The 21,254-nt window shown below is 46.3% G+C and carries 15 protein-coding genes; 10 read left to right on the plus strand and 5 right to left on the minus strand.

Annotated features, from left to right (window positions below; all coding sequences use genetic code 11):
- Window positions 1-274: 274 nt before the first annotated feature.
- Window positions 275-2,578, plus strand: coding sequence for a serine/threonine phosphatase (locus QUB06_RS07145; RefSeq protein WP_333434703.1), 2,304 nt, complete (start codon window positions 275-277; stop codon window positions 2,576-2,578).
- Window positions 2,579-3,391: 813 nt separating this feature from the next.
- Complete coding sequence (locus tag QUB06_RS07150) at window positions 3,392-4,633, plus strand: protein kinase domain-containing protein (RefSeq protein WP_333434704.1); 1,242 nt, start codon at window positions 3,392-3,394, stop codon at window positions 4,631-4,633.
- A gap of 165 nt (window positions 4,634-4,798) precedes the next feature.
- Here the strand turns inward: QUB06_RS07150 and QUB06_RS07155 are convergent, their stop codons facing one another.
- The gene (locus QUB06_RS07155) at window positions 4,799-5,017 is read right to left on the minus strand and encodes a DUF4327 family protein (RefSeq protein ID WP_006631282.1); all 219 of its coding nucleotides are present in this window, start codon (window positions 5,015-5,017) and stop codon (window positions 4,799-4,801) included.
- 1,120 nt (window positions 5,018-6,137) lie between these two features.
- Here QUB06_RS07155 and QUB06_RS07160 point away from each other — a divergent pair.
- Complete coding sequence (locus QUB06_RS07160; protein WP_333434705.1) at window positions 6,138-7,118, plus strand: aspartate carbamoyltransferase catalytic subunit; 981 nt, start codon at window positions 6,138-6,140, stop codon at window positions 7,116-7,118.
- Window positions 7,119-7,255: 137 nt separating this feature from the next.
- Here QUB06_RS07160 and QUB06_RS07165 read toward each other — a convergent pair whose 3' ends face one another.
- Window positions 7,256-7,660 carry an SH3 domain-containing protein gene (locus QUB06_RS07165; RefSeq protein ID WP_333434706.1) on the minus strand — a complete coding sequence of 135 codons (405 nt, stop codon included), beginning with the start codon at window positions 7,658-7,660 and terminating at the stop codon, window positions 7,256-7,258.
- 636 nt (window positions 7,661-8,296) lie between these two features.
- Between QUB06_RS07165 and QUB06_RS07170 the strand changes: the two genes are divergently transcribed.
- From QUB06_RS07170 to QUB06_RS07180, 3 genes are all read left to right on the plus strand, one after another.
- Window positions 8,297-8,788, plus strand: coding sequence for a molybdenum cofactor biosynthesis protein MoaE (locus tag QUB06_RS07170; protein ID WP_333434753.1), 492 nt, complete (start codon window positions 8,297-8,299; stop codon window positions 8,786-8,788).
- A gap of 93 nt (window positions 8,789-8,881) precedes the next feature.
- Entirely contained in the window at window positions 8,882-9,541 is a 660-nt protein-coding gene (locus tag QUB06_RS07175; RefSeq protein ID WP_041622468.1) for a sigma-70 family RNA polymerase sigma factor, read from the plus strand.
- Between the two features lie 139 nt (window positions 9,542-9,680).
- Entirely contained in the window at window positions 9,681-10,268 is a 588-nt protein-coding gene (locus QUB06_RS07180) for a zf-HC2 domain-containing protein (RefSeq protein ID WP_333434707.1), read from the plus strand.
- Between the two features lie 187 nt (window positions 10,269-10,455).
- Here the strand turns inward: QUB06_RS07180 and QUB06_RS07185 are convergent, their stop codons facing one another.
- Window positions 10,456-13,008 (minus strand): NACHT domain-containing NTPase, encoded by a 2,553-nt coding sequence (locus tag QUB06_RS07185; RefSeq protein WP_333434708.1) that lies wholly within the window; start codon window positions 13,006-13,008, stop codon window positions 10,456-10,458.
- A gap of 223 nt (window positions 13,009-13,231) precedes the next feature.
- Between QUB06_RS07185 and QUB06_RS07190 the strand changes: the two genes are divergently transcribed.
- Together QUB06_RS07190 and QUB06_RS07195 are read left to right on the plus strand one after the other, a co-directional pair.
- Window positions 13,232-13,804, plus strand: coding sequence for an ATP-binding protein (locus QUB06_RS07190; RefSeq protein WP_333108358.1), 573 nt, complete (start codon window positions 13,232-13,234; stop codon window positions 13,802-13,804).
- An 85-nt stretch (window positions 13,805-13,889) separates the two neighbouring features.
- The gene (locus QUB06_RS07195; protein ID WP_333434709.1) at window positions 13,890-14,609 is read left to right on the plus strand and encodes a response regulator transcription factor; all 720 of its coding nucleotides are present in this window, start codon (window positions 13,890-13,892) and stop codon (window positions 14,607-14,609) included.
- 20 nt (window positions 14,610-14,629) lie between these two features.
- Here the strand turns inward: QUB06_RS07195 and QUB06_RS07200 are convergent, their stop codons facing one another.
- Window positions 14,630-15,034 carry a gamma-glutamylcyclotransferase gene (locus QUB06_RS07200; RefSeq protein WP_333434710.1) on the minus strand — a complete coding sequence of 135 codons (405 nt, stop codon included), beginning with the start codon at window positions 15,032-15,034 and terminating at the stop codon, window positions 14,630-14,632.
- Between the two features lie 120 nt (window positions 15,035-15,154).
- Here QUB06_RS07200 and QUB06_RS07205 point away from each other — a divergent pair, with 120 nt between their 5' ends.
- Window positions 15,155-15,748 (plus strand): glyoxalase-like domain protein, encoded by a 594-nt coding sequence (locus QUB06_RS07205; protein ID WP_333410194.1) that lies wholly within the window; start codon window positions 15,155-15,157, stop codon window positions 15,746-15,748.
- A 278-nt stretch (window positions 15,749-16,026) separates the two neighbouring features.
- Window positions 16,027-16,605: a hypothetical protein gene (locus QUB06_RS07210; protein ID WP_333434711.1), complete on the plus strand. Its 579-nt coding sequence runs from the start codon at window positions 16,027-16,029 to the stop codon at window positions 16,603-16,605.
- Window positions 16,606-16,883: 278 nt separating this feature from the next.
- Here QUB06_RS07210 and QUB06_RS07215 read toward each other — a convergent pair whose 3' ends face one another.
- Entirely contained in the window at window positions 16,884-21,245 is a 4,362-nt protein-coding gene (locus QUB06_RS07215; RefSeq protein WP_333434712.1) for an nSTAND1 domain-containing NTPase, read from the minus strand.
- Window positions 21,246-21,254: the final 9 nt, after the last annotated feature.

A 21,254-nucleotide genomic window follows, 5' to 3' on the forward strand; every position in this document is an offset into this window, starting at 1 on the left:
CACGCTGTTACCACCGGTAGGGCTGGCTTTTGGGCCCCTAAAGCGAGAGAAATTTTTATGGATGTGGCTTAAGAGGCCTATTCCTGACACCGATGCAACATCTCAGTTCTAAGAAATATCTTACTTCTGAATTCATCCCGATAAAATAAGGCATAGGGCAATGGGAGTTATCCGTTGCGAGTCAGACCCAAAACTCATAACTCCTAACTCACAGGCCACAACCCAAAACTCCCCACCGCCAAACTCGATCGCCCATCTCCAATTTAAAACCCCTATGCTTCTCTGTCCCCGCTGCCAATTTGAAAATCCCAATCCAAACAAGTTTTGTCAACAATGCGGAAATTCCCTAATTTACAAACCTTGCCACGAATGCGGTGCCCAAGTCGCTTTTAGCGCCAAAGAATGTCAGAATTGCGGCGTCGCAACAGGTCAAGTGTGGCGGGCGATTATCTGCGGTCGATCGAATTTTCCAGCAGTCGAGCCACACGAGTCAACCATACCCCCAGCCGAGTTTGCCCAAAAACCAGAGATGGTTCCAGAAATCGCATCGCCCCAAAACTCTGCTGAACCGATCGCAGACAGCATTAAAACAGAAATAACCACCCCAGCCGAACCCCCAACAGCAGTCGCGCCAACTTCTCCACAGACCGAAGTCGCCGAATTAATCAGCCCAGAAATAGACGCTGTGGTAGCCGTGGGGGCGATCGCACCAGCATCCTTTCAAACAACAGAAAAAAGCTCTACTACAGCACCAGAGCGCGAAATAACCCCATCTGAGCACAATTTTACAACCGCACCACAGCCTCAACAAATCCAGGAAGCAACACAGAACCCCGACAGCCCAAACATAGCTGACATCTCCCCCCAATCTCCACAATTCCCCGTCCCCAATTCAGAATATTTAATCCCTTCCCAGCAAGCAGGAGCTTATTTAGACACTCAGCAGCGCTACCAACTCCTAGAAACCGTGCCGCCGAGAAAACGCTCAGACACAGTAGAAGTAACAGTATTGGACTGTCAGCCGCTGGAAATGTCACCCCTCAAAGCCATGCTAGCAGCCAACTCTGCCAGCGTCGCCAGACGAACATCCCCCTATAGCGCAGCAATCAAACGCGGAGAAAATTCAACCAATTCCGCCTTAGCAGAGCTTTGCCAAGGCATAGCTGAACCTTATCTGGCACTCCGGTGGCAATTCTCTCACAACCTGCCAGTCATTCACGATAGCTGGTCAGACAACGAACAGGCAGTGCTGCTGCTAGAAGACTGCTCCCAATGGCCACTGCTGGTAGAACGGTGGAGTCAACCCGAAACTTCCACCCAGCAAATTTTATACTGGCTGCACGAAATGACAGAACTCTGGGCTGCCCTAGAACCCTGGCGCTGTCGGCAAAGCTTGTTGGAACTGACAAATTTGCGAGTCAACCCCGACTCTTCCTTTTCCTTGGCTTCTTTGCGACTGCAATACCTCTATCCCGAACCCGCAGGATCAAACCTGCAACTGGTAGATTTGGGGCAACTGTGGCAGGTGATATTTAGCCAGTCCGATCATCGCACTCAGTTTGGCGCCTTGCTCGACCTGCTACAACAAATGTACAGAGGCGAGATTAACACAATCGAAGAATTGCGATCGCGCCTAGAAACTGTTCCTCTGGAACTCCAACCCGCACCTTCACCAAGCTCAACCCCGACGCGCAGGCATTACCGCAGCCCCGACGAGTCGCCCCCCGAGGTTGGCGAGGTCTTAACCCAGCCCATGCCACTCCAGATTTACAGCTTAGAAGACGCAGGCCTCACCGATGTTGGCCGCACGCGCGACCACAACGAAGACTTCTTCAGCATCTGGACTCAGCTCAACAAACTCGAAAGCTCCTTCGGGCGCATCTTTCAAACCAAAGGGCTTTACATTCTCTGCGACGGCATGGGCGGACACGACAGCGGAGAAGTAGCCAGTCAACTAGCGGCTGAAACCCTCAGAGAATTCTTTCAAACCCGTTGGGAAAATCAACTACCTCCGGCAGACACCATCCGCGAGGGAGTGCTGCTAGCCAACAAAGCCATCTTTGAAATCAATCAAAAAGACGGGCGCTCCGGCAGCGCCCGCATGGGTACAACTCTAGTCGCAGTCTTAGTTCAAGACACCCAATTCGCCGTTGCCCACGTCGGCGACAGCCGCCTCTACCGACTGAGAAAGGGACAAACCCTAGAAAAAATCACCTCAGACCACGAAGTAGGTCAGCGCGAAATTAAGCGCGGGGTTGACCCGGAAACTGCTTATGCCCGTCCCGACGCCTATCAACTAACTCAAGCCATCGGCCCGCGAGACAGTAATTTTCTCAAGCCAGAGGTACAGTTTTTAGACTTGTGCGAAGATACCTTATTAATTTTGGCTTCCGACGGCCTGACAGATAATGATTTGTTGGAAACTCACTGGCAGAACACTCTTGAACCCCTCTTCAATCCCCAAGCTGATCTCGACCAGGGAGTTGCCCAGTTGATTGAACTGGGCAACAAACGCAACGGTCACGACAATATCACGGCAATTATCATTCGGGCCCAGGTAGGCGCATTTCGATTTTAGACTTTCGATGCTGCCAACTTTTTCAAAGGTGGTGCTTTCCCCCGTGACCCCCTGGGTTAAATCGGCAATTGTTGCAGGGAAAGGAAACAGCTTCTGCCTTTTTCGGGCAAGGCTTTACTACTCGCTCTGTTCTTAGGTATCCGGTGTTGAAACAGCTTCAGTTTGATTGCTCAAAAACTGATTGCAGACCCATAAGATTGCAGAAAAGCTGTGGAGTACCAACCATTTATCCGTAGCTTTAATTTTGAGACTCGGTTCCGGGAATCTACCGGAAAAATTGGCTTGATAGTAAGTGGATTCATCATAGTTGAAAGAGCTTTCACTTACAAAAATAGTTAGTCTAATGCAAAAAAAATTAACTAAAATGAAGTGAGTCGGCAGGCGGGCTGATGCGAAATCTGCTTTATACTCGATCGCTGTCGGGGAAATTTGGGCATAGGTGGGAAGTGCCCGCCCTACCTATAGATGTGGGGGGTAAATCACAACCTGCTGCTACAGCAAATTTACGTAAAACTTTAGCGATTGTTTACCTAGTTTTTGTAGTTTCAAGTGTTAAATCGATCGACTGTGTTTTAAGGAGCGATCGACCCCTCAGAAAATTTACGGATAATTGTTCCCAAAAAACTATTTATAACTTAATTGTTTATGAAATCTTTAATCATAATCAGGATATTATAAAGTTTTCCTGAAGCTAACGCGTGAAGCTCATAAGTAATTTTTAATTTCTAATTTTTCAAAGCCCTACGCCCCACATCTGTAAATTCCCGTCAACTCTCACTGCCAAATCAGGGAGTTCAACCACATCAATCGAAAATGCTGCTGACTCTTTTAAATCCAGAAAAACATACCCCCCTGCAACAGTGGAGTTTCGAGAGCGAATCCGTTATTCGCATCGGCCGGTCTCCTGAAAATCACGTTGTGATCCCCAATGCTCTAGTGTCACGGCAGCATCTGGAACTGCAAAGAGTTAATAGCGGGAAGTCGAGCCAGTGGTACTTAGTCAATTCCGGGACAAATGGCACTTTGGTGAACGGTATTCTCATGTCTCAGGGTTGGATATCCGACGGTGCCCTGATCCAGTTGGCGCGGGGCGGCCCAATTCTGCATTTCCAAGTGATTACTATTGAACTCGGCGGCCAAATTAAGGCGAACCCCACCGTCAATCTCGCCGCCCCACGGTGCAGCCACGCGGGAAACCCGCCGGGGAATTTATTCTGCATCCACTGTGGCGAACCGATTAAAGTCGAGCGCACTGTCCGTCACTACCAAGTGCTGAGAACTTTGGGCCAAGGCGGTATGGGAACAACGACTTTAGCCTGGGATCGAGATAAAGCGAAAGCTCAACAACCCGGAAGTTCCCCCGCAGCTTCTCTGGTAGTCCTCAAGGAAATGAATGCTGATATGGCTCAAATAGTCAAAGCTCAAGAACTGTTTGAACGTGAAGCTAAAACTCTCAAGGCCCTCCACCATCCGGGAATTCCTCAGTTTTTTGACTTTTTTGTGGAAGGGGGCAAAAAATACTTGGTGATGGAAATGCTCCACGGCGAGGATTTAGAAAAACGCATCTACAACCGCGGCCCTGTTGCTCCCCAACAAGCAATAGAGTGGATGATCCAAACCTGTGAGGTTTTGGACTACATTCACTCTCAAAAACCCCCGATCGTCCACCGGGATATTAAACCTGCTAATTTGCTGGTGCGGCACCGCGACAATCGCATTACAGTGCTGGATTTTGGTGCCGTTAAAGAAATCGGCACTCCTCCGGGCACTCGCATCGGCGTGGAAGGCTACACCGCACCAGAACAAGACCGGGGACAGCCTCTCCCTCAGTCGGATTTATATGCTATTGGGCCTACTTTGATTTTTTTGCTGACGGCCCAAAGCCCTCAAAACTTTTACGGGAAAATACCTGGAGGTTACGGGTTTAAGCTCGAAAATATTCCGACGATCGCCCCCAAGCTGCGAGAGACCATTTTGCGAACCACGGCATCTAAGCCTGGGGATCGCTTTCAAACTGCTCAACAATTAGCTCGAGCTTTAGCAGCTTCCCTTTAATAGAAGCCAAAACTCAAAAGTCACAAGTCAAAAGTCACAAGTCATTAGGAAGAGGGCAAAGGGAAGAGGGAAGAGGGAAGAAGCTAGCAACGGAAATTTATGAAAGAAAATTTACCCGATCGCCTCGAAATTTCTTTCCGACACCCAAGTCCTCCGTCTTCTCTTTTATTCCTCGTCCCAAGCTTCTACAGCTATCAACTCGCTCACGGGGTCTTGCATAGAAAAATCAAACTCTAGCAATTGCTGTTTCCAGTACGGCCATTCGTCGCCGTAAAGCAGAGCAATTTTCCAAATACTGTCTGTCGGCTTGATAATGTCAGACGTGACGAGAGAATGCACCTGACGCTGGAACTTAACCATCGGCTGTATAACCTGCTGGCTCATAATACCTCTTGAATTGTTTAAATCTTGTGTAATTACCACTTCCCAGCTCTCACTTTTTACCGCAGTTTCGCCAAGAACAGTCTCGCCAAGATACGTGTAGATTTTTGTCGGGAAGCTACATATTCAACTTGTATCTTAACAGAGTTCGTTTTGACAAGGCCCTATAAGCAGGACTGAAGAGTCAAGACCGACTTCAAAGAATTAATCATCTTTGAAATGTCCCGCTATATGCTGTCGATCGACAGTGGGAGGTTGGCCGCCTCGATTGTTTCCACATCGTTGTTTCCACATAGTGGTAGATGCAAGGGCTGCGTTCGGCTTGTTCTTGACAAGGCTGAGTTTGGGTAGGAGAAACTGCAACTACTGCGCTTTGGCTGCTACAGCGTAATTTCCGCTTTCCTGCGGGTAAACCACACCTGTTTGACCTTCGACGCTGGGTTCGCTGTGAGAGTGGGGTCTGAGCTACTTGACACTCCCCAGCCTAAAGGCGTGGGGATTCTTAATTCATCGACTGACCTTTAAGCGCTATGTCCTTTCGGCACTTGTTAAACCTTTCAACCGTACAAAATACCAATTGACGAGTTCAACTCACAGCAACCCCAGAGGGTCTATCTCCAAAAGCGTACTAGGATATGAACCTAAAGTTCGGGTATGCCCTACCCTACTGTACAGACGTTCTGCCAGAACGTCTCTAAATAGTTTGTTTCTCTGGTTAAAGGAACTGTGTTAAGCCCCTAGCTGTTTATAGAGTTTTCGCCGCTCTTTGTCCCCCGGTTTACGCGCCCAAGTGTGTCGTTAACTGTTTTTATGCACGATGGCGCAGGAGTTTAACCTTGACTACTCTAGTATACTAGAAATTTCTTGACTTTTAGGAAGGGATTTAAGAAATTAAAGCCGTCCTAGAAGGACAGGGTTTTAGACCCAATTTCCTTGATCAACTGATTATAACTCTACTCACCGCAAAAGCGATCAAAAATTGTTGGATACTGTTGATCGCCACCCCTAAATGTCGATCGAACATTCAAAGGCGACTGCAGAGCGGGCGTACCAGCAAGTTCCAAACCCATCGTCCGTCCTGATTGAGTCAATCTAAAATCTCAAATCTAAAATCTAAAATTGTATGACTTGGACAAGGCGACACATTCTCACTCTGGCTGATTTTACCTCGGACGAATACGATACAGTGCTGCAAACTGCGGCCAGTTTTCGGGAGGTGCTCGGCCGCCGCACGAAGAAAGTGCCGGCCCTGCAGGGTCAAGTGGTCGCGAATTTGTTTTTTGAACCTTCTACCCGGACTCGCAATAGTTTTGAGTTGGCGGCGAAACGGCTGTCGGCGGATACGCTAAATTTTACCCCGGGAAGTTCTTCTCTGACGAAGGGGGAGACTATTCTGGATACGGCTAAGACTTATCTGGCGATGGGAACGGATTTGATGGTGATCCGGCACGAACAAGCTGGAGTTCCCAGCACGATTGCTTCGGAAATGGATCGCTTGGGGTCAAGAGTCAGCGTTCTCAATGCTGGAGACGGTCAGCACGAACACCCATCGCAAGGTTTGCTAGACTTATTTACTATTTGTGCTCTGTTAGATACCGAACGTCCGCGGCTGGAACTTTTAGCGGGCAAAAAAATTGCTGTGGTGGGGGATATCTTGCATTCGCGGGTGGCTAGGTCTAATATTTGGAGTCTAACGGCTTCTGGGGCAGAGGTTCATTTGGCCGGGCCGCCGACTTTGCTACCGCTGTTGTTTGCTGAGTGTGGCGATGGTAGGGAAGGCAAGTTATTTTTGCACTGGCATCTGGAACCTGCTTTGGCCGATGCTGATTTTGTGATGACTTTGCGGCTGCAAAAGGAACGGATGAGCGACCATTTGCTGCCGAGTTTACGAGAGTACCATTCTTTGTACGGGATTACGCGCGATCAACTGAAACTCTGCAAGCCGGATGTGAAGGTGTTGCACCCGGGCCCGGTTAACCGTGGCGTGGAAATTAGTTCGGATTTGATGGACGATGCCCAGTTTAGCCTGATTTCTCAGCAAGTTACCAGCGGCGTGGCGGTGCGGATGGCATTACTTTATCTAATCGGCGGGGGTAAAGTTTAGGCTGTTAGTTGTTAGTCATGAATTTCGGATATTCCATGATTTTCAGGATCGATTTCATATTTAAAATAATCGTTACCCAGTATGGCCGGGTAACGATTAAAACTCTTTCTAGAAACGTAAATTGCTCTAGTTAAGAGTTAGGAAAGCCAGGACGCAGACACCCAGCCGCCACCTTTGAGTTGTGCCCAGCCCTTTTTGTAACGACCGGTCAATTTTACGTGGTCTCCATAATATAACTTGCCGATTACATGAGAACAGCTACTGGGGCGGTTGCGGATATTCAGTCGGCCGCCATTCGTGACAACTTTGGCGTAGCTGTGATGGCTGTGATGAGCGCGATGGCCACAGTGTTTGCGGTAGCAATTTGCCGCCTGGGCTTCGCCACCGACACTCAGAACAGATAGGGCTACTGCCATACCTGCAACGCCTATCCATGCAGAATTAGGAATTTTCAAGCCCAGTTGGTCTAACGACTTGACCTGGAGTTCGGACTCTGGAGATTCATAAGCAACAAAAGAGTGGCTCAATGCTAGTGCTTCCATAGTTTCCTCGTGATTGTTGTTAACCTTTCTTGGTGCAGACTCAGGTCAAAACCTCAATTAACAGCCCAAATTATTAACTTATGTTTCAGAAAAGCCACAAAAGGGCGTTAAGGTCTTGCGGTTGCCGAGTATTGGCTAATGTTCCTGAACCCTGCACAGGTATATCATGTCATTGATGTAGCTTTCCGGAACAAAAAAATAAATAAAGTTTACATCGGCTGCTAAAAATTTTGCCGACGCGGATCAGAACTCCGGGCAGAATTAAACTTAACTGTGTCATTAAAAAGGGAACGAAGTTATCGATTGGGGTGGGGAATGGCTTGTACTGAGTTGCGAATGACACTACTTATTTTGGTGCTTATTTATTGAATTGCTACAGCAATATCGGCAGTTAATTCGATATAACAAGCATCCGGCTCGTATTCAAGCACGGTCTTAATTTGCTTCGAGTCAGTCATAGTGTAGCCGATCGCACTGGTGCAGAAGTTCGGGGCGATGGCGTTGGGCCCTTGCCCGTGCTACGAGATGGGTCTAAAAATTAGTCTCCCTGTGTCCCCGACAAGAATGCAAGACAAATCCATCGCGACTTGATTTGTGTCAAGATCAATTAACTTATCCAGCACCACTTCTTTGGCAATGAACTCCTTCGCTGCACTTTCGATCGGCACAATTCCTCAACGCCATGAATCCGACAGCTTCGCCATTACCTTAGCGCCGCTGTCTGTAGAGGAAATATACGCTTTGGCAGATGACCCCGCGAACGGAGCCGTGGTAATGATGAGCGGTACAGTCCGCAACCAAACTGACGGTCAAGCTGTAGTTTCCCTAGAATATCAAGCCTACGAACCGATGGCCGTGCGAGTATTCCAACAAATTGCTACTGAAATCCGCCGCCAGTGGGCCGATGTCAATCGGGTCGTCATTCACCACCGCGTCGGACACTTGCAGGTGGGCGAAATCAGCGTACTGGTGGCTGTTGGCTGTCCCCACCGAGGGGAGGCATTTGCAGCTTGTCAGTACGCCATAGATACGCTCAAACACAATGTACCGATTTGGAAAAAGGAACATTGGGCCGATGGTTCTAGCAGTTGGGTTAGTATTGGAGCCTGCGAGGTTGTCGGGCATTAGTCAATCGATTTGAGATTTGAGATTGAAGAGGGGAACTTGTTACGATCTCGTAACGTCAAAAAGTGTGGAATGTTCGATGAGCCAATTCCACCGATGAGCGACTTTATTTCCGTGTCCTGGTCTGCGGTTGTGGCGACCGTTCAAAGAGTGCAATTGCCAGCCGAAAAACTCTCTAATTATGACTTGGTGTTGCGGTGTCAGGAAGGAAATCGACCTGAGACCACGGCCTTTTCAGAACTGTTGAAGCGGTATCAGTCCCACGTAGACAGGGTTCTCTATCACTTGGCCCCTGACTGGCAAGACCGAGCAGACTTGGCTCAGGAAGTGTGGATTCGGGTCTACCGCAATATTAACCGCTTGCAAGAGCCTGTTAAATTTCGGGGCTGGCTGAGCCGCATCGCCACTAATTTGTTTTACGATGAGTTGCGGAAGCGCAAGCGGGTGCGAACTCCGCTGTCGCTCGACGTACCCCGTACCCTGGAAGATGGCGAGGTTGATTGGGAAATTCCGGCCGACAGTCCGGGGCCTGATGAAGATTTGACGACTAGAGAATTTTACGACCAGTTGCGGGTGGCGATCGCAGATTTGCCGGAAGTATTCCGCACAACAATTGTTTTGAGAGAAATAGAAGGTTTAGCCTATGAGGAAATAGCCGAAATGACCGGAGTTTCTCTGGGAACTGTCAAGTCGAGAATTGCTAGAGCTCGCCAAAGATTGCAGTTGGAATTGCAAAAATATCTCGATGGTAATTAGCAAGAGTAATTTCAGAGGCGGGTTAAGAAGATTTGGTGAAGTTTGCTGTGACATCAAAACTTCTCTTTTAAAATATAAGTAAGCAGTAAATCATTCTAATAGCGAGTGCGTGATTCCCCAATTAGAGCAAGTGTGAAATATGAATGGTAACTTTGAATCCGATAAAAATCAGCATCAGCAAGGCGTAGGGGATTCACTCGCTGAAACTGAAGTTAACAACAATTATGCCCAGGGCAATGTAACTACTATGATGCGCGATCGCTTTGAATTGCTAAGTGCCTATCTCGACGGTGAAGTGACGGCGACAGAACGCCGGCAAGTTGAGGAGTGGCTGACAAATGACCCCACTACGAAGCGTTTGTACTCGCGACTGCTGATGATGCAGCAGAGTTTTCAGGCAATGCCGGTGCCTGCTGCGGAACAATCTGCCGAGGAGTTGGCGACGAAGGTTTTGCAGCGGGTGGAACGCAAGCCGAAAAAAACTTGGATTGTGGGTGGAGGTGCGATCGCAGCTTTGTTGGTTGCGGTGGTGTCTGGTGTCGGTGGCGATCGCCAATTGTTTGCTCCTCAGTTTGCTCGATCGCCCGTTCCTGCTGAATCAGACGGTTTGATTATGGCTTTAAACGAGCCTCTGGTGGAGATGGTTAATCCCAATGATTTGATGCTTGGGGTGAATGCACCGATCATGGATATTCCCAAAGTTGGTGTAGCAACCCCTCAAAAGTAATTGCTAAAGGCGCAGTAGGATTTCTGTTTTGAGCAATAACGAAAGTTGCTAAGCTCCCTAAAAAAGGGGGCTTTTTGCCGTTTTTCCCAGTTTTTCAAGGTGGATATATCCTTTGACGCTTTCCTGGCTTTGAATGACGAATTGTGGGGCGATCGCATCTTAATATCCTAGTAGGTAGCGAGTGGAATTAGACGGGGCGATTCCCTACGGGATAGCTTCGCTTCACGCACTTGTCATCGGTTTTTTGCAGATTTGCGATCGGTAATAGCAATGTCTCCTCAATTTCCTGCCGCACAGCAGGAGATACATTACAACCGCTATTGAGGCAATCTACCAGCAATTTATTAGCATCGTAATACTTCCTCAGCAATGACTTCTGCTGTTCGCTAAATTGCCAATCGTGACCTATATTGCGATACTTAATCATCAGATTTATTAATTGCTGAGTCCAATCTTTACCTTTAGCATTCCACCACTCCCGCTCGCTTCTCCACCACTCCTGTACTCTGTTTGTATATGCTGAATCATATAGTTGGTCTCTGACTTGTTGCAGAGATTGCTTCAATTCTGGTTCCAGATTTAAATTGAGAGTAAAGGCGAGGATAGAGAGAAGATTGCGACCTGAACCAGCAGCATAAGTATAGGCAATATTAAGGTCAATTGCATAAAACATTGCAACATCAAGAACAATATCAGTAGCCAAGTCAGAGTGGCGTTCAGTAGCCAAGCCAGAGTCACGTTCATTGTCATAATAAGAAGTAAAGTCCAAGAAAAAAAGTTCAAGGGGTGGTTTAAAAGTATGGTCAATGGCATAAGCAAGAATACGGATCAAACTTAGGTCAAAATTCAAGTCCGAACGAGGGTTACTAACGCGCTCTACCTCTCGACCCAGATAAAAAGCGCGGATAGCTGATGGTTTATAGGGAGCCTTAATGGAAAAAGATTTATTTCTTACCCACACTAGGAACTGCTGTAACTGCTCATCGTCAGCAACCATCCCATCAACTTGCTGTTTCATTGATAGTAACAAGTCATCAGCTTTTTGCAACATCCCAACTGCTAAAAACAAGACTTCTCGCCAACGCTTCTCTGTCAGGTTGCTGACCAGTTTTCCCAAAGCTTGTGGAGTGGAGTTGTTAACTATTTCTGTAGCAGTAAAATACTCTTGGAATGTTAGATGAGAAAACGAATAAATTCCTCTTGCCCTTTCCACTAATAATCCATGTTGTGCCTCGATCGCCTTCAGCACAACCTCACTATGGCTCTCCAACTGAACCGGGTCAGTTGTGGCATCGGGTAAGTTAGCCAGATAGTCGGCAATCAATTGCTGGATTTGATTTTTTTCAAAAAAGTAATCGCCCCGCTCAAAAGTAATAGCTGCCACAAAAGCAAGTAAATGTTTCTTGCGGCACAAATTTAAATAGCGATAAACTTCATCCCGTTGAATGCCTCTAGTTTCATCCCATTTTCTGAGCATAATTTCCAATCCTTCCTCATACAAATTGGCTCGGTTGGATGGGAAATCTGCTTTGGCTTGGAATACTAAACAAGTCAGATTCAACAAGATCGGCGTTACTGCCAGTTCTCGGATTTGCTGATTTTTTGGCAGTTTCAGCTTCTCTACAAATTGAGAGGCTAAACCTTTCCCTGCCTCGATATTCTGGGAAAAAGCCACAAACCAATTGCGAGCAAAGGCAGCGATTTGCTTATTATTAAAATCGGCTACCTCAACATTGGTAAATCCTGCGTCGTGAAATCTGTACTTAGAAGCGGCAATTCGACAGGTAATAATAAACTGATTGTTGTAATACTTTTGGACAAACTTACGAATCTGTCTGACGACTGCATCGCTATCTGATTCTGGCACTTCATCTAAGCCGTCCAATAAAATCAAGCCTCTGCCTTGACTGAGTACGAATTCAGTTTGCGATCGCGCCTCAACTCCGCAACTGGCAAATTCGTCGCTGATATATTCTAATAAGTCAAGATTAGCGATTTCAGCAAAGGTTTTCAGAGAGATAAAAATCGGTATTTTGTTTGCTTCAAATTCAGAGCGATCGCACTGAATGGCAATGTGTTTCAAAAAAGTAGTTTTACCGGAACCGGGTTTGCCGAGTACCATCAGTTTAGAGTGAGATTTCACCGCATCCAATCCTGGTACTCGTTTCTGGCATATTTTACCTAATCCCAAGCGGTTAAAGTTATCCGCATCTGGGTTGAACTCTCTGAGTAAATCGCTAATTTCTCCCGGCTGCCAACTGGTAATTTCCTCCAAAATGTTGAGTTCAACGTAGAGGTTGCTGACATCAACGGGCTGTGCAATATCCAACAGTTGCATTTTGCTGTAAAGCTGTTGGATTTTGCTGTGGCATTTTTGCCGTATCTCTTCCACCACCGAATCAATATCCTGTTGGCAAAAATCTCTAACCCCCCCAACCCCCTCTTGGTAAGGGGGGGCTAAAGGAGGACGATCGACAATTTCTTCCCAATCCAAATGCAAAACCCTGCAGAAAGCCTTGAAAGCATTAGCTTTAATGGGTTCTCTTCCTCCTAAAAAGCGCCTCCAAGTTGGCAGGGAGAGGCCATCGGCATAGGGCCCGGCCTCTGTCCAAGTTCGATCGGGCTCTAATTTTTGACTAGCTTCTACTAGCCATCTGGGGTCTTCTATAGTCGAGCCCCTTTCTCTTCTAGCTTGCTTAATTTTTACTAATCCCTCCTCAGAGGCTTTGAGGGTGGTCATTGTATAATTTACTTATCTAATTGTCAATGTCAGTTTTCGATCAGTTTAGCGATCGCAAACTGAGTTTGTCAAGACCCGATCAAAAAAGAGAAAATGATCGGGACAACAACTGCACGGCCTACGGGAAAAGTCAGGCATAAATCATGCAAACTTAATCGTTCAGAATGCCACTGTCTTTTTTAGGTAAAAAAGTACACATTAAATGATGACAAAGGATAGCACCATGATAGATAACATAGATGAAATTCCGTCAGGTGGGATAGGTATAAAAATTATTGGCAAAATTGCCGATGAGCTAAGTTATACCCGCACTTCTGACGGTCGGAACTGTCTGTTCATTGTAAAATATTATCAGCAGCCTGGTCTAGTACCATCCCAACGCAGCATTGAAGATGGTTTTTTTAAGCGCGCGATCGATGTTTTAACCAGCTTTAATTTCGGGTTTCAAAAGCAACGAGTTCCCCAACACGAGCCAAGTTCTAACCAACCACTTCACCAATTTAGGCTTGAAGTAAATACGGATATCAAGGCTGTTGCTCAAGTTTTATCCTGGGTTGAACAGCTAGATCCTCTACCAATTCCCCTAGTCGTTTTGCATCAGTGTAAACTTGCTGTGATTGAAGGGTTTACGAATGCTGTTCGCCACGCTCACAAAAATCTGCCATTAGAAACTCCGATAGAGCTTGAAATAATGGTATTTAACGAACACCTAGAAGTAAAAATTTGGGATTGGGGAGAGCCTTTTGACATTCAAGCGAAGTTGAGAGAAGAATTGCCCCAAAAAAGTCTGTATTAGTTGGAAAGACCTGGGATTTTTGCTTCACTAAAGCTGTGCTGTAATTGCCCGGTTGAAATTGACAAAAGAAAGAAACTTTTTTGTGATGACTACTGATACTACTCCCAAGATTCTCGTTGTGGATGATGACGCATCCATCCGCAATCTAGTTCATCGCTTTTTAAATCAGAAATATCAAGTAGATTCGGCAGCAGATGGCGAGACGGCTTTAACATTGTTTGAGAAATTCAAGCCTGTGCTAGTAATTCTCGATTGGAATTTGCCGGATACTACAGGCTATCACCTCTGCCAGGAAATGCAGCGCCGTACTAATGTTTTTGTGATTATGCTAAGCAGCCGCACCGACGAAGCTGATAAACTTAAAGTCCTGTCTGCAGGTGCTGATGACTATATCTGCAAACCCTTTGGTTTGGCGGAGTTGGCAATTCGTATAGAAGTTGTGTTGAGACGGATGAGACCTGTGACTTCATCACGTATTGTATTCGATCAATTCGCGATCGATTCAGCGCGCCGGGAAGCAACACTCAACGATCGCATTATCAAGTTAACAGCCTTGGAATTTAAGATATTGTATTTTTTGGCAAGTCATTCCGGTCAATCTTGGAGTCGCCAACAGCTAATTGAAAAAATCTGGGGGTGGAACTGCCACGACACAGGAGAAAAGCAACTTGTTAGCGTACATATCGCTCAGATTCGCAAGAAAATGATTGAAGTTGATGCTACGGGGTCGCAGTTTATTAAAACTATTCGGGGTTACGGTTACAGGTTCGAGCCACCCTCGTGCACTGCAATGGCAATTTCCTAAGCTCATCGGCATTAACGACCTTATTTGGTGAAAAACCTATTTTCCCACGTCCCATCGGGCAGCCAGATGCCTCCTAGGGAACGAACGCGATCGGGTAACATGAAGTATGCCCAAGCCGTGCCTAAAGGTTTGAGGTGTCGATCGAAGATTTCGATTTCCTGCCGCTGGTATTCGTTTTGTGTCGGTTCCCGCAGCGGATGATAGTCTTCCAATCGGTCTAAATCGTCCAAAATAGCAGAGTTTGCGAAACAGAGGAGAAAACCGCAGACGATGCCCTCTCCGGCCATCATCGCAGGATAGCCGATCGGCAGCGCAAAAAGTTGACCGCGGGCGATCGCGGGGTAAGCATTCACAACTTTTCCTTCGCAGTAGCGGAGGTAGTTGGACTCCCCCGGTTTGAGTGTGCCGTAGACAAAGACTTTCATCGGGTAGGGCTTAACCGCTAGTTTTTGCTAACATAGATGGCTAAGCTAATAGTTTAAGTCTCGCGGGCGATCGCGACTGCAATCTTGATAAATTTCGTTGTTTACCCTTTCTTATAATTCATGACTCTAGCAGTTAGTTTTATTGCTTTTGGACTTCGGCCTTTGTACCTGAGCTCTTTTTTGCCGTCCCTGGACAGCTTGTTTTCGACTCAAGGGATTATGGTGATGCTGCTGGCCGCTTATGCGGGGGCGATGTGGATGTTTCTCACCAGTGCTCCGAAGGTACACACGGTGATGGTATCCGATCTCGGACAGGCGAGGGAGTTCTATGAAGGTATGCTAAACCTGCCCGTAGCAGAAGTGCCGCTGCACTACTACTACAATTACGAGCAAACTTTGGGGACAACTGGTATCGATCCGCTGTATTTATCGCCGAATGTCGGGAGGGCAACAACCTCTCAAACGATGGGGAGTCCGGATGGTTTGTGGTATCAGTTGATGAAAAATACCCAACTGCACATTATTAGCGGGGCCGGTGTAGGGGAAAAAAATCGCCCGCGTCACGTTTGTTTCGATCGCGAATGTTTGGATCAGCTATTGATGAGGGTACAAACTCGCGGCATTAGTTATAAAATTCGCCGGGAAAAGCCGCTAAATTTTTTAGTCAAGGATTACGACGGTCGCGTGATTGAAATGGCTGAGGTTAGTAATTAAGTAGGTCGTTCTAATTAAAGGTAAAAGGATCTCGCGTGCTACCCCCGGCTTCTTTTGTTGGGTAATATCATTCCGGCACACCCGGAATGATATTAGTCGCGAACACGGCTCATCTCCAGAGAGATAGTCGCTCAATCAAAAAATGATAAGAATAGTTGAGATTTTTGAAATATCACTATATTTTGGTTAAACTACCTTGATTGGTTTCGGGAGATTTTTTTATATCCCCAGAATAATCAGTAACTCTCTTGTTAACTAAAGCCTGGAGATAAGTAGAAATGACAGAAGTTGAAGCCATTGTGGCAAGTTTGTGGGAGCTTGATGATGATGTATTGGAAGCTCAGCTAGGCTCTCGCGTACAAGCCATAGAGGATGATGTTGCTGGACGTGGAGCAAGAGGGATAGACCCAGCTTCCTTGGAATCTATTGATGTGAACTTTGCGGCTAGAGCATCGATCGATCCAAGATTTTTAGATGCTGGTCGGCAGCTTGTCGATCGCGTAAACCCGTTAGTTTACGAACTTATGTGCAAACCCATCGGAGGAGACGATGCAGAGACTCGGAAGATTTTAGATGAAACAATAAATCAGAACTATACCAAAGCGGCTGGGATGTTGGCTCCTGTTTTAGTCAATGGAGTTGGGTTAGCTCCTGCTGTTGCTACTCTTCTGGCAACTCTCATTATCAAAAAAGTTTCCAAGTACCTGGCTACTGGAATTTGTGAGACTTGGGAGAAAAATCTACCGAAGTCTGCAATCGGAGAAGATGAACTTGAGCTCGGTCAGCTTGGAGGAGGCGGAACCACAACCAAGAATTCCAGTTTAGGTAAGGGACGGGAGCAAGGTCAGCCTAAATGAGGCGGAAGCCACAACGAAGTAGAAGGTTAGCCTAAAAAAGGTGAAAACCGCAACCAAGGAGGCGGAAACTAAAATAAATAGTGGGGAGAATCCAACACATACAGCAAATTGTTCTTTTATGAAGTACCGCCCAGAAACCGGGTTTCTTCAGGTTTCTTGCCCACAAACTTGTTTTTTTCAAGAAACCCGGCTTTGCGTACCTACAAACCCAGCAAAAGTACTGTATTTTTACATACATAAACGGGAGTTAACTTAATAGTTAACTTGCAAAACTGAGATCAATTACATAATTCTTTTAATTTTTTTGGTTGAGTTTGCAAGTAATTGTGGATATGGTTGCATCCTTTCTTTAACAACCCCTGAAAAGTCATATCTGACACCTTCCATAGCAAAACAACTCGATCTGCCCCGGCAGAGGCTAACCATTTGCTATCGGGACTGAAATTCACCGCATACACCCCCGCAGTATGTCCGCTCAGGGAGGTGATTAACGTTCCATCCGGTTGCCAAAGCTTTATTGTCCGATCCATACTCGCAGAGGCGATCGTTTTTCCATCAGGACTAAAACTGGCATCAAGCACTGCAGCAGTATGTCCGTTCAGTGTGGTGATTAACCTTCCATCTCGGTGCCAAAGTTTGATTGTCTGGTCATCACTAGCAGTAACGATCCTGGTTCCATCAGGACTAAAATTAACAGACCAAATTACATCTGTATGTCCTTTCAGTGTTCGGAATTCTTGCCCCCTAGAAGTCCACAATTTTACCGTTGTGTCATCACCAGCAGTGGCAATGGTTTGTCCATCAGGGCTAACAGCCACACTCAACACTCTCTTCTTATGTCCTTTTAGCGTGATCGGTCTTTTACCTTCCAAACTCCAAAGTTTTGCGGTTCCATCAGCACTCGCAGAGGCAATTGTCTGTCCGTCACGACTGAAGTTAACAGATATGACCTGATCTTGATGCCTTTTCAGTGTTCTCTGGAGTTGCCCATCTAGACCCCAAATCTTGATTGTGCCGTCGTCGCTGCCACTAGCAATCGTGTTTCCATCAGGACTAAAGCTAACGGCATTCACCTTACTGTTGTCTGCTTTCAGAGTCAAAAGTAGCTTAGCTTCTCGATTCCATATCCTCACTTTTCCATCAGAGCTTGCACTGGCAATCCGTTTACCATCTGGGCTAAATTGAAGCGAATTCACCTCTTTTTGATGTCCAAACAAAACAGTTAACCAGTTTCGATCGATCTGCCAAAGCTTCGTGATGTTATCGTTACCTACAGTTGCCAGCGTCTTTCCATCTGGACTAAAAGTAACACAGGAAATGGGCCCGTTATGGCCTACCCAAGTATCCAGTAATCTGCCATCTTGCGCCCATAGTCTTAGGATTCCATCCTGAGTGCTAGAAGCAATGGTTTGTCCATCTCGACTGATACTAACGCTCCATACCTCTCCAGAATGCGAAAGGGTATTTAAATGTTGCCCCTCTCGACTCCATATCTTGACGGTTCCATCTAGGCTACTAGTGGTAAAAATCTGACCGTCACTACTAAAATCTACACTTACAACAGGCTGAGAGTGGTTGGTGAGAGTCTTGATTAGAGTCTTGCCATCCCGATTCCACAGTTTTACGGTTTTATCATCACTGACTGTGATAATCCGATCGCCACTAGGACTAAAACCCACTTGCCATACCCAGTGTTTATGTCCTTTAAGGGTACCAATCAATTGACCGTCCAACCGCCAGAGTTTTACGGTTTTATCATCACTGGCAGTAGCGATTGTTTTTCCATCTGGACTAAAACTGATACTCATCACCCAATCATTTTTATGAGCATGAATAACCCGTATCAGCTTGCCGTTGCTGTCCCAAAGTCTGACTGTTCCATCTAGACTGCCGGAAGCAATCATCTTCGCATCAGGACTAAAACTGACGCTCATCACCGCGTCTGTATGTCCTGACAAAGTTTTGACTAGACTTCCATCCCGTCGCCACAACTTAACTGTGCGATCGTAGCTAGCTGTAGCAAACATTTGACCATCCGGGCTAAAACTAATATTCTGAACAGTATTTTGATGCCCTTGCAAGCGGTTTTCCTCCCTTACCCAGCTCGCGGATTGCGCCAGAGTTGTGAGAACATTAGTCTGGAGTTTTTGGTCTGTGCTGCCCCAAGGTAATTGTTGCAAACGCTTATTAGCTCTCAGTGCATCAATCAGGGCATCAAAAGAATTTTTATTCGCCGTGAAATTAGCTTTTGAAGATTGCATTAAAGCCTCAATTAGTCCTATTTCTGCTTGTCTCCACTGATATCCAGCAAAAATGGCAAATCCACTTAGAGAAAGAATGACTCCAGTCACAGTGGCAACCAAACTACGCTGACTGTTTCGCCTTTTTTGCAAACTGTACTGCACAAACTCAGTTTCTACCTGGTTTAACCAATTATTATCAGGGGAGTTGAGTACCTCCTTATTCAATACATCCAAATAGGGATTAGCATTCCAAAGAAACTTGGCGTGTTGCCCAGCGTTCCACTCTAAAGCGGATGGAGTTAAACGCCTTTGCAGTGCTAAATCTTTCTCCTCTTTTACCCAATTCAGCAGCTTTTGCCAAGCCCGCACCAAAGCATCATGGGCTGGTTCCACGTAGGGACTTCCCTCTGCATCTTGCCCTTTCACTAACAACCTGGCTGTGCTAAAATGCTCAATTACTTTCTTAACTAAACTATTTTTATCTGGCGGATATTCCAATTCCGATAACGGGACTTGTCTGCGCGCTAATTCACCCCCAGCCAGGGCTACCATCCGCAGCATTACATGACGGATAACTTGGCTATAAGCTGGATTTTCTTGAACTAGCGCCTGATATTCCTCATCAGCTCTTTGAGTTAGCGATTGGATGACTCCTCCCAAAGCTTGATAATCTTCTTGAGTCAGCGCCCTGCCAATTGTTATTCCTCGATTTTGTGCATCCCGTTGTCGCTTTAAATACTTCTGATAAAGTTCGCTCAACGCGAAAGAAAGCAGTGGCAATGCTCCCGGCATATCTGCCACTTCATTAATTAATTGTTCTACTAAATCGTGGGGTTGAAAATACATGACCCGTGCTTCAGCGGGTTTCTCAATCGCTTCCCGTAGTTCGGCTCGTGTCATCGCTGGTACAATAAATTGTCCGTTGAGCCAACGCTTTTTAAGCTCAGTGTCAGTGTTTCCTACTTCTTTTTTAAGGACTGTGGGGAAACACTTTAAGCCAGCATCTCTGACTTGGGTTTCAAAGTCAGAACGTAGGCTTAACACTACTCGTAATTTATCCCGATGGGCATCAATTGCTGTAAGTATTTGTTGGAAAAATTCCGGGCGCTCATCCTCATCTTGACAGAGTGTAATTATTTCTTCGCTTTTATCTATAAAGATTAATAAATGGGAATCGGGATGATTTTTAGCCCAAACCGCAATACTTTGACTCAGAGTTTTTTGTTGATTTTGTAATTCAATTTTGGGTAATTGGGCATCAATCAGCGCATTATTCAAGGCTTGAAAAGGTGTTGCTCCGGGGCGTATTGGTGATAGAATACACCATTTGTCGCTTTTTTGCTGTTTCAATTTGGGGATTAATCCGGCTTTTACCAAACTGGATTTACCACAACCCGAAGCACCCAAAACCACTGTTAGAGAATTAGTTTGGACAATATTTTGTAACTTTTCTATTAGTTCGTTTCTACCGAAAAACAGTTTGTTGTGTTCCTCTTCAAATGGTAACAAGCCACGATAGGGATTTTTGGAAACATCCAATGGTGGTGCGGGCGGTAGATTCAGGGCGTGTCCTGGTGTCAGGAAAATGTACTCGCCTTTGTCGTGTTTGTTGAGGCAATGAATCCCTGGCGTCTGGCGGATGGCACGGGCTTCTGTGGCAATTTCCACACGATCGCGCAAATACACATAGAGTTCAGATGCCGTAATTACACCATCCCCGGCTGGCTTACCGGGTTCGGCTGGTGGAAAAGCATCGGCTTTACCCTCAAGTGCTTCTATCAAGGCAGAGGCAAACGGTGAATGGCTTCCAATTTGTCCGCGATCGTCTTTGAGGTTAAAAGCATCCAGTGCAGTTTGGTCATGGGAAGCCGAAGTAAGAACTTGCCATGCGGGGTCTTGAATGAAGCGATCGTACCGTTCTTTGTGGATCGTAACCAGTTCAACAGGAATCGCTTTGCGTAGGCTTGACCAGCGAAAAGCACCCGCAAAACAACAGTCGAGAATGCCTAAAAAGTGACGGCAGGGAAGCTGAAGCAAGGCTTTATTCACCTGTGACATCGGCAGGTAAGTGCTAACATTGCCCAACTTAGCGTTTTGAGGAATCAGATAGCCTTCAGGGCCATCCTCACCATTGAGGGCAATCCCATGTCCAGCGAAGTAGAAGAGAAAGCGATCGCCTGCCTGAATTTTTTTTTGCAGTTCTATCTCTAATACCTGCCGAAGTTGGCTGAGGGTAGCTGCTTGATTCAGAAGCAGAGTAACGGTGTAATCATGCTCGGTTTCGAGGATACGGGCAATTTCTGTCGCATCGCTGACGGCTGTTTTGAGTGCAGAGATGCCGTTTTTGTAGTCGTTAATGCCAATAATTAGAGCGTAGCTGTGTTGAAATTCGGACATACAAAGCAA

The organism is Microcoleus sp. D2_18a_D3 (genome assembly GCF_036702455.1).
In the GTDB taxonomy this organism is placed as follows: domain Bacteria; phylum Cyanobacteriota; class Cyanobacteriia; order Cyanobacteriales; family Microcoleaceae; genus Microcoleus.

Excerpts from the sequence above, each read along its gene's own strand:
- QUB06_RS07145 (WP_333434703.1), top strand. The coding sequence starts at position 275 with ATGCTTCTCTGTCCCCGCTGCCAATTTGAAAATCCCAATCCAAACAAG.
- QUB06_RS07150 (WP_333434704.1), top strand. The coding sequence starts at position 3,392 with ATGCTGCTGACTCTTTTAAATCCAGAAAAACATACCCCCCTGCAACAG.
- QUB06_RS07155 (WP_006631282.1), bottom strand. The coding sequence starts at position 5,017 with ATGAGCCAGCAGGTTATACAGCCGATGGTTAAGTTCCAGCGTCAGGTG.
- QUB06_RS07160 (WP_333434705.1), top strand. The coding sequence starts at position 6,138 with ATGACTTGGACAAGGCGACACATTCTCACTCTGGCTGATTTTACCTCG.
- QUB06_RS07165 (WP_333434706.1), bottom strand. The coding sequence starts at position 7,660 with ATGGAAGCACTAGCATTGAGCCACTCTTTTGTTGCTTATGAATCTCCA.
- QUB06_RS07170 (WP_333434753.1), top strand. The coding sequence starts at position 8,297 with ATGAACTCCTTCGCTGCACTTTCGATCGGCACAATTCCTCAACGCCAT.
- QUB06_RS07175 (WP_041622468.1), top strand. The coding sequence starts at position 8,882 with ATGAGCGACTTTATTTCCGTGTCCTGGTCTGCGGTTGTGGCGACCGTT.
- QUB06_RS07180 (WP_333434707.1), top strand. The coding sequence starts at position 9,681 with ATGAATGGTAACTTTGAATCCGATAAAAATCAGCATCAGCAAGGCGTA.
- QUB06_RS07185 (WP_333434708.1), bottom strand. The coding sequence starts at position 13,008 with ATGACCACCCTCAAAGCCTCTGAGGAGGGATTAGTAAAAATTAAGCAA.
- QUB06_RS07190 (WP_333108358.1), top strand. The coding sequence starts at position 13,232 with ATGATAGATAACATAGATGAAATTCCGTCAGGTGGGATAGGTATAAAA.
- QUB06_RS07195 (WP_333434709.1), top strand. The coding sequence starts at position 13,890 with ATGACTACTGATACTACTCCCAAGATTCTCGTTGTGGATGATGACGCA.
- QUB06_RS07200 (WP_333434710.1), bottom strand. The coding sequence starts at position 15,034 with ATGAAAGTCTTTGTCTACGGCACACTCAAACCGGGGGAGTCCAACTAC.
- QUB06_RS07205 (WP_333410194.1), top strand. The coding sequence starts at position 15,155 with ATGACTCTAGCAGTTAGTTTTATTGCTTTTGGACTTCGGCCTTTGTAC.
- QUB06_RS07210 (WP_333434711.1), top strand. The coding sequence starts at position 16,027 with ATGACAGAAGTTGAAGCCATTGTGGCAAGTTTGTGGGAGCTTGATGAT.
- QUB06_RS07215 (WP_333434712.1), bottom strand. The coding sequence starts at position 21,245 with ATGTCCGAATTTCAACACAGCTACGCTCTAATTATTGGCATTAACGAC.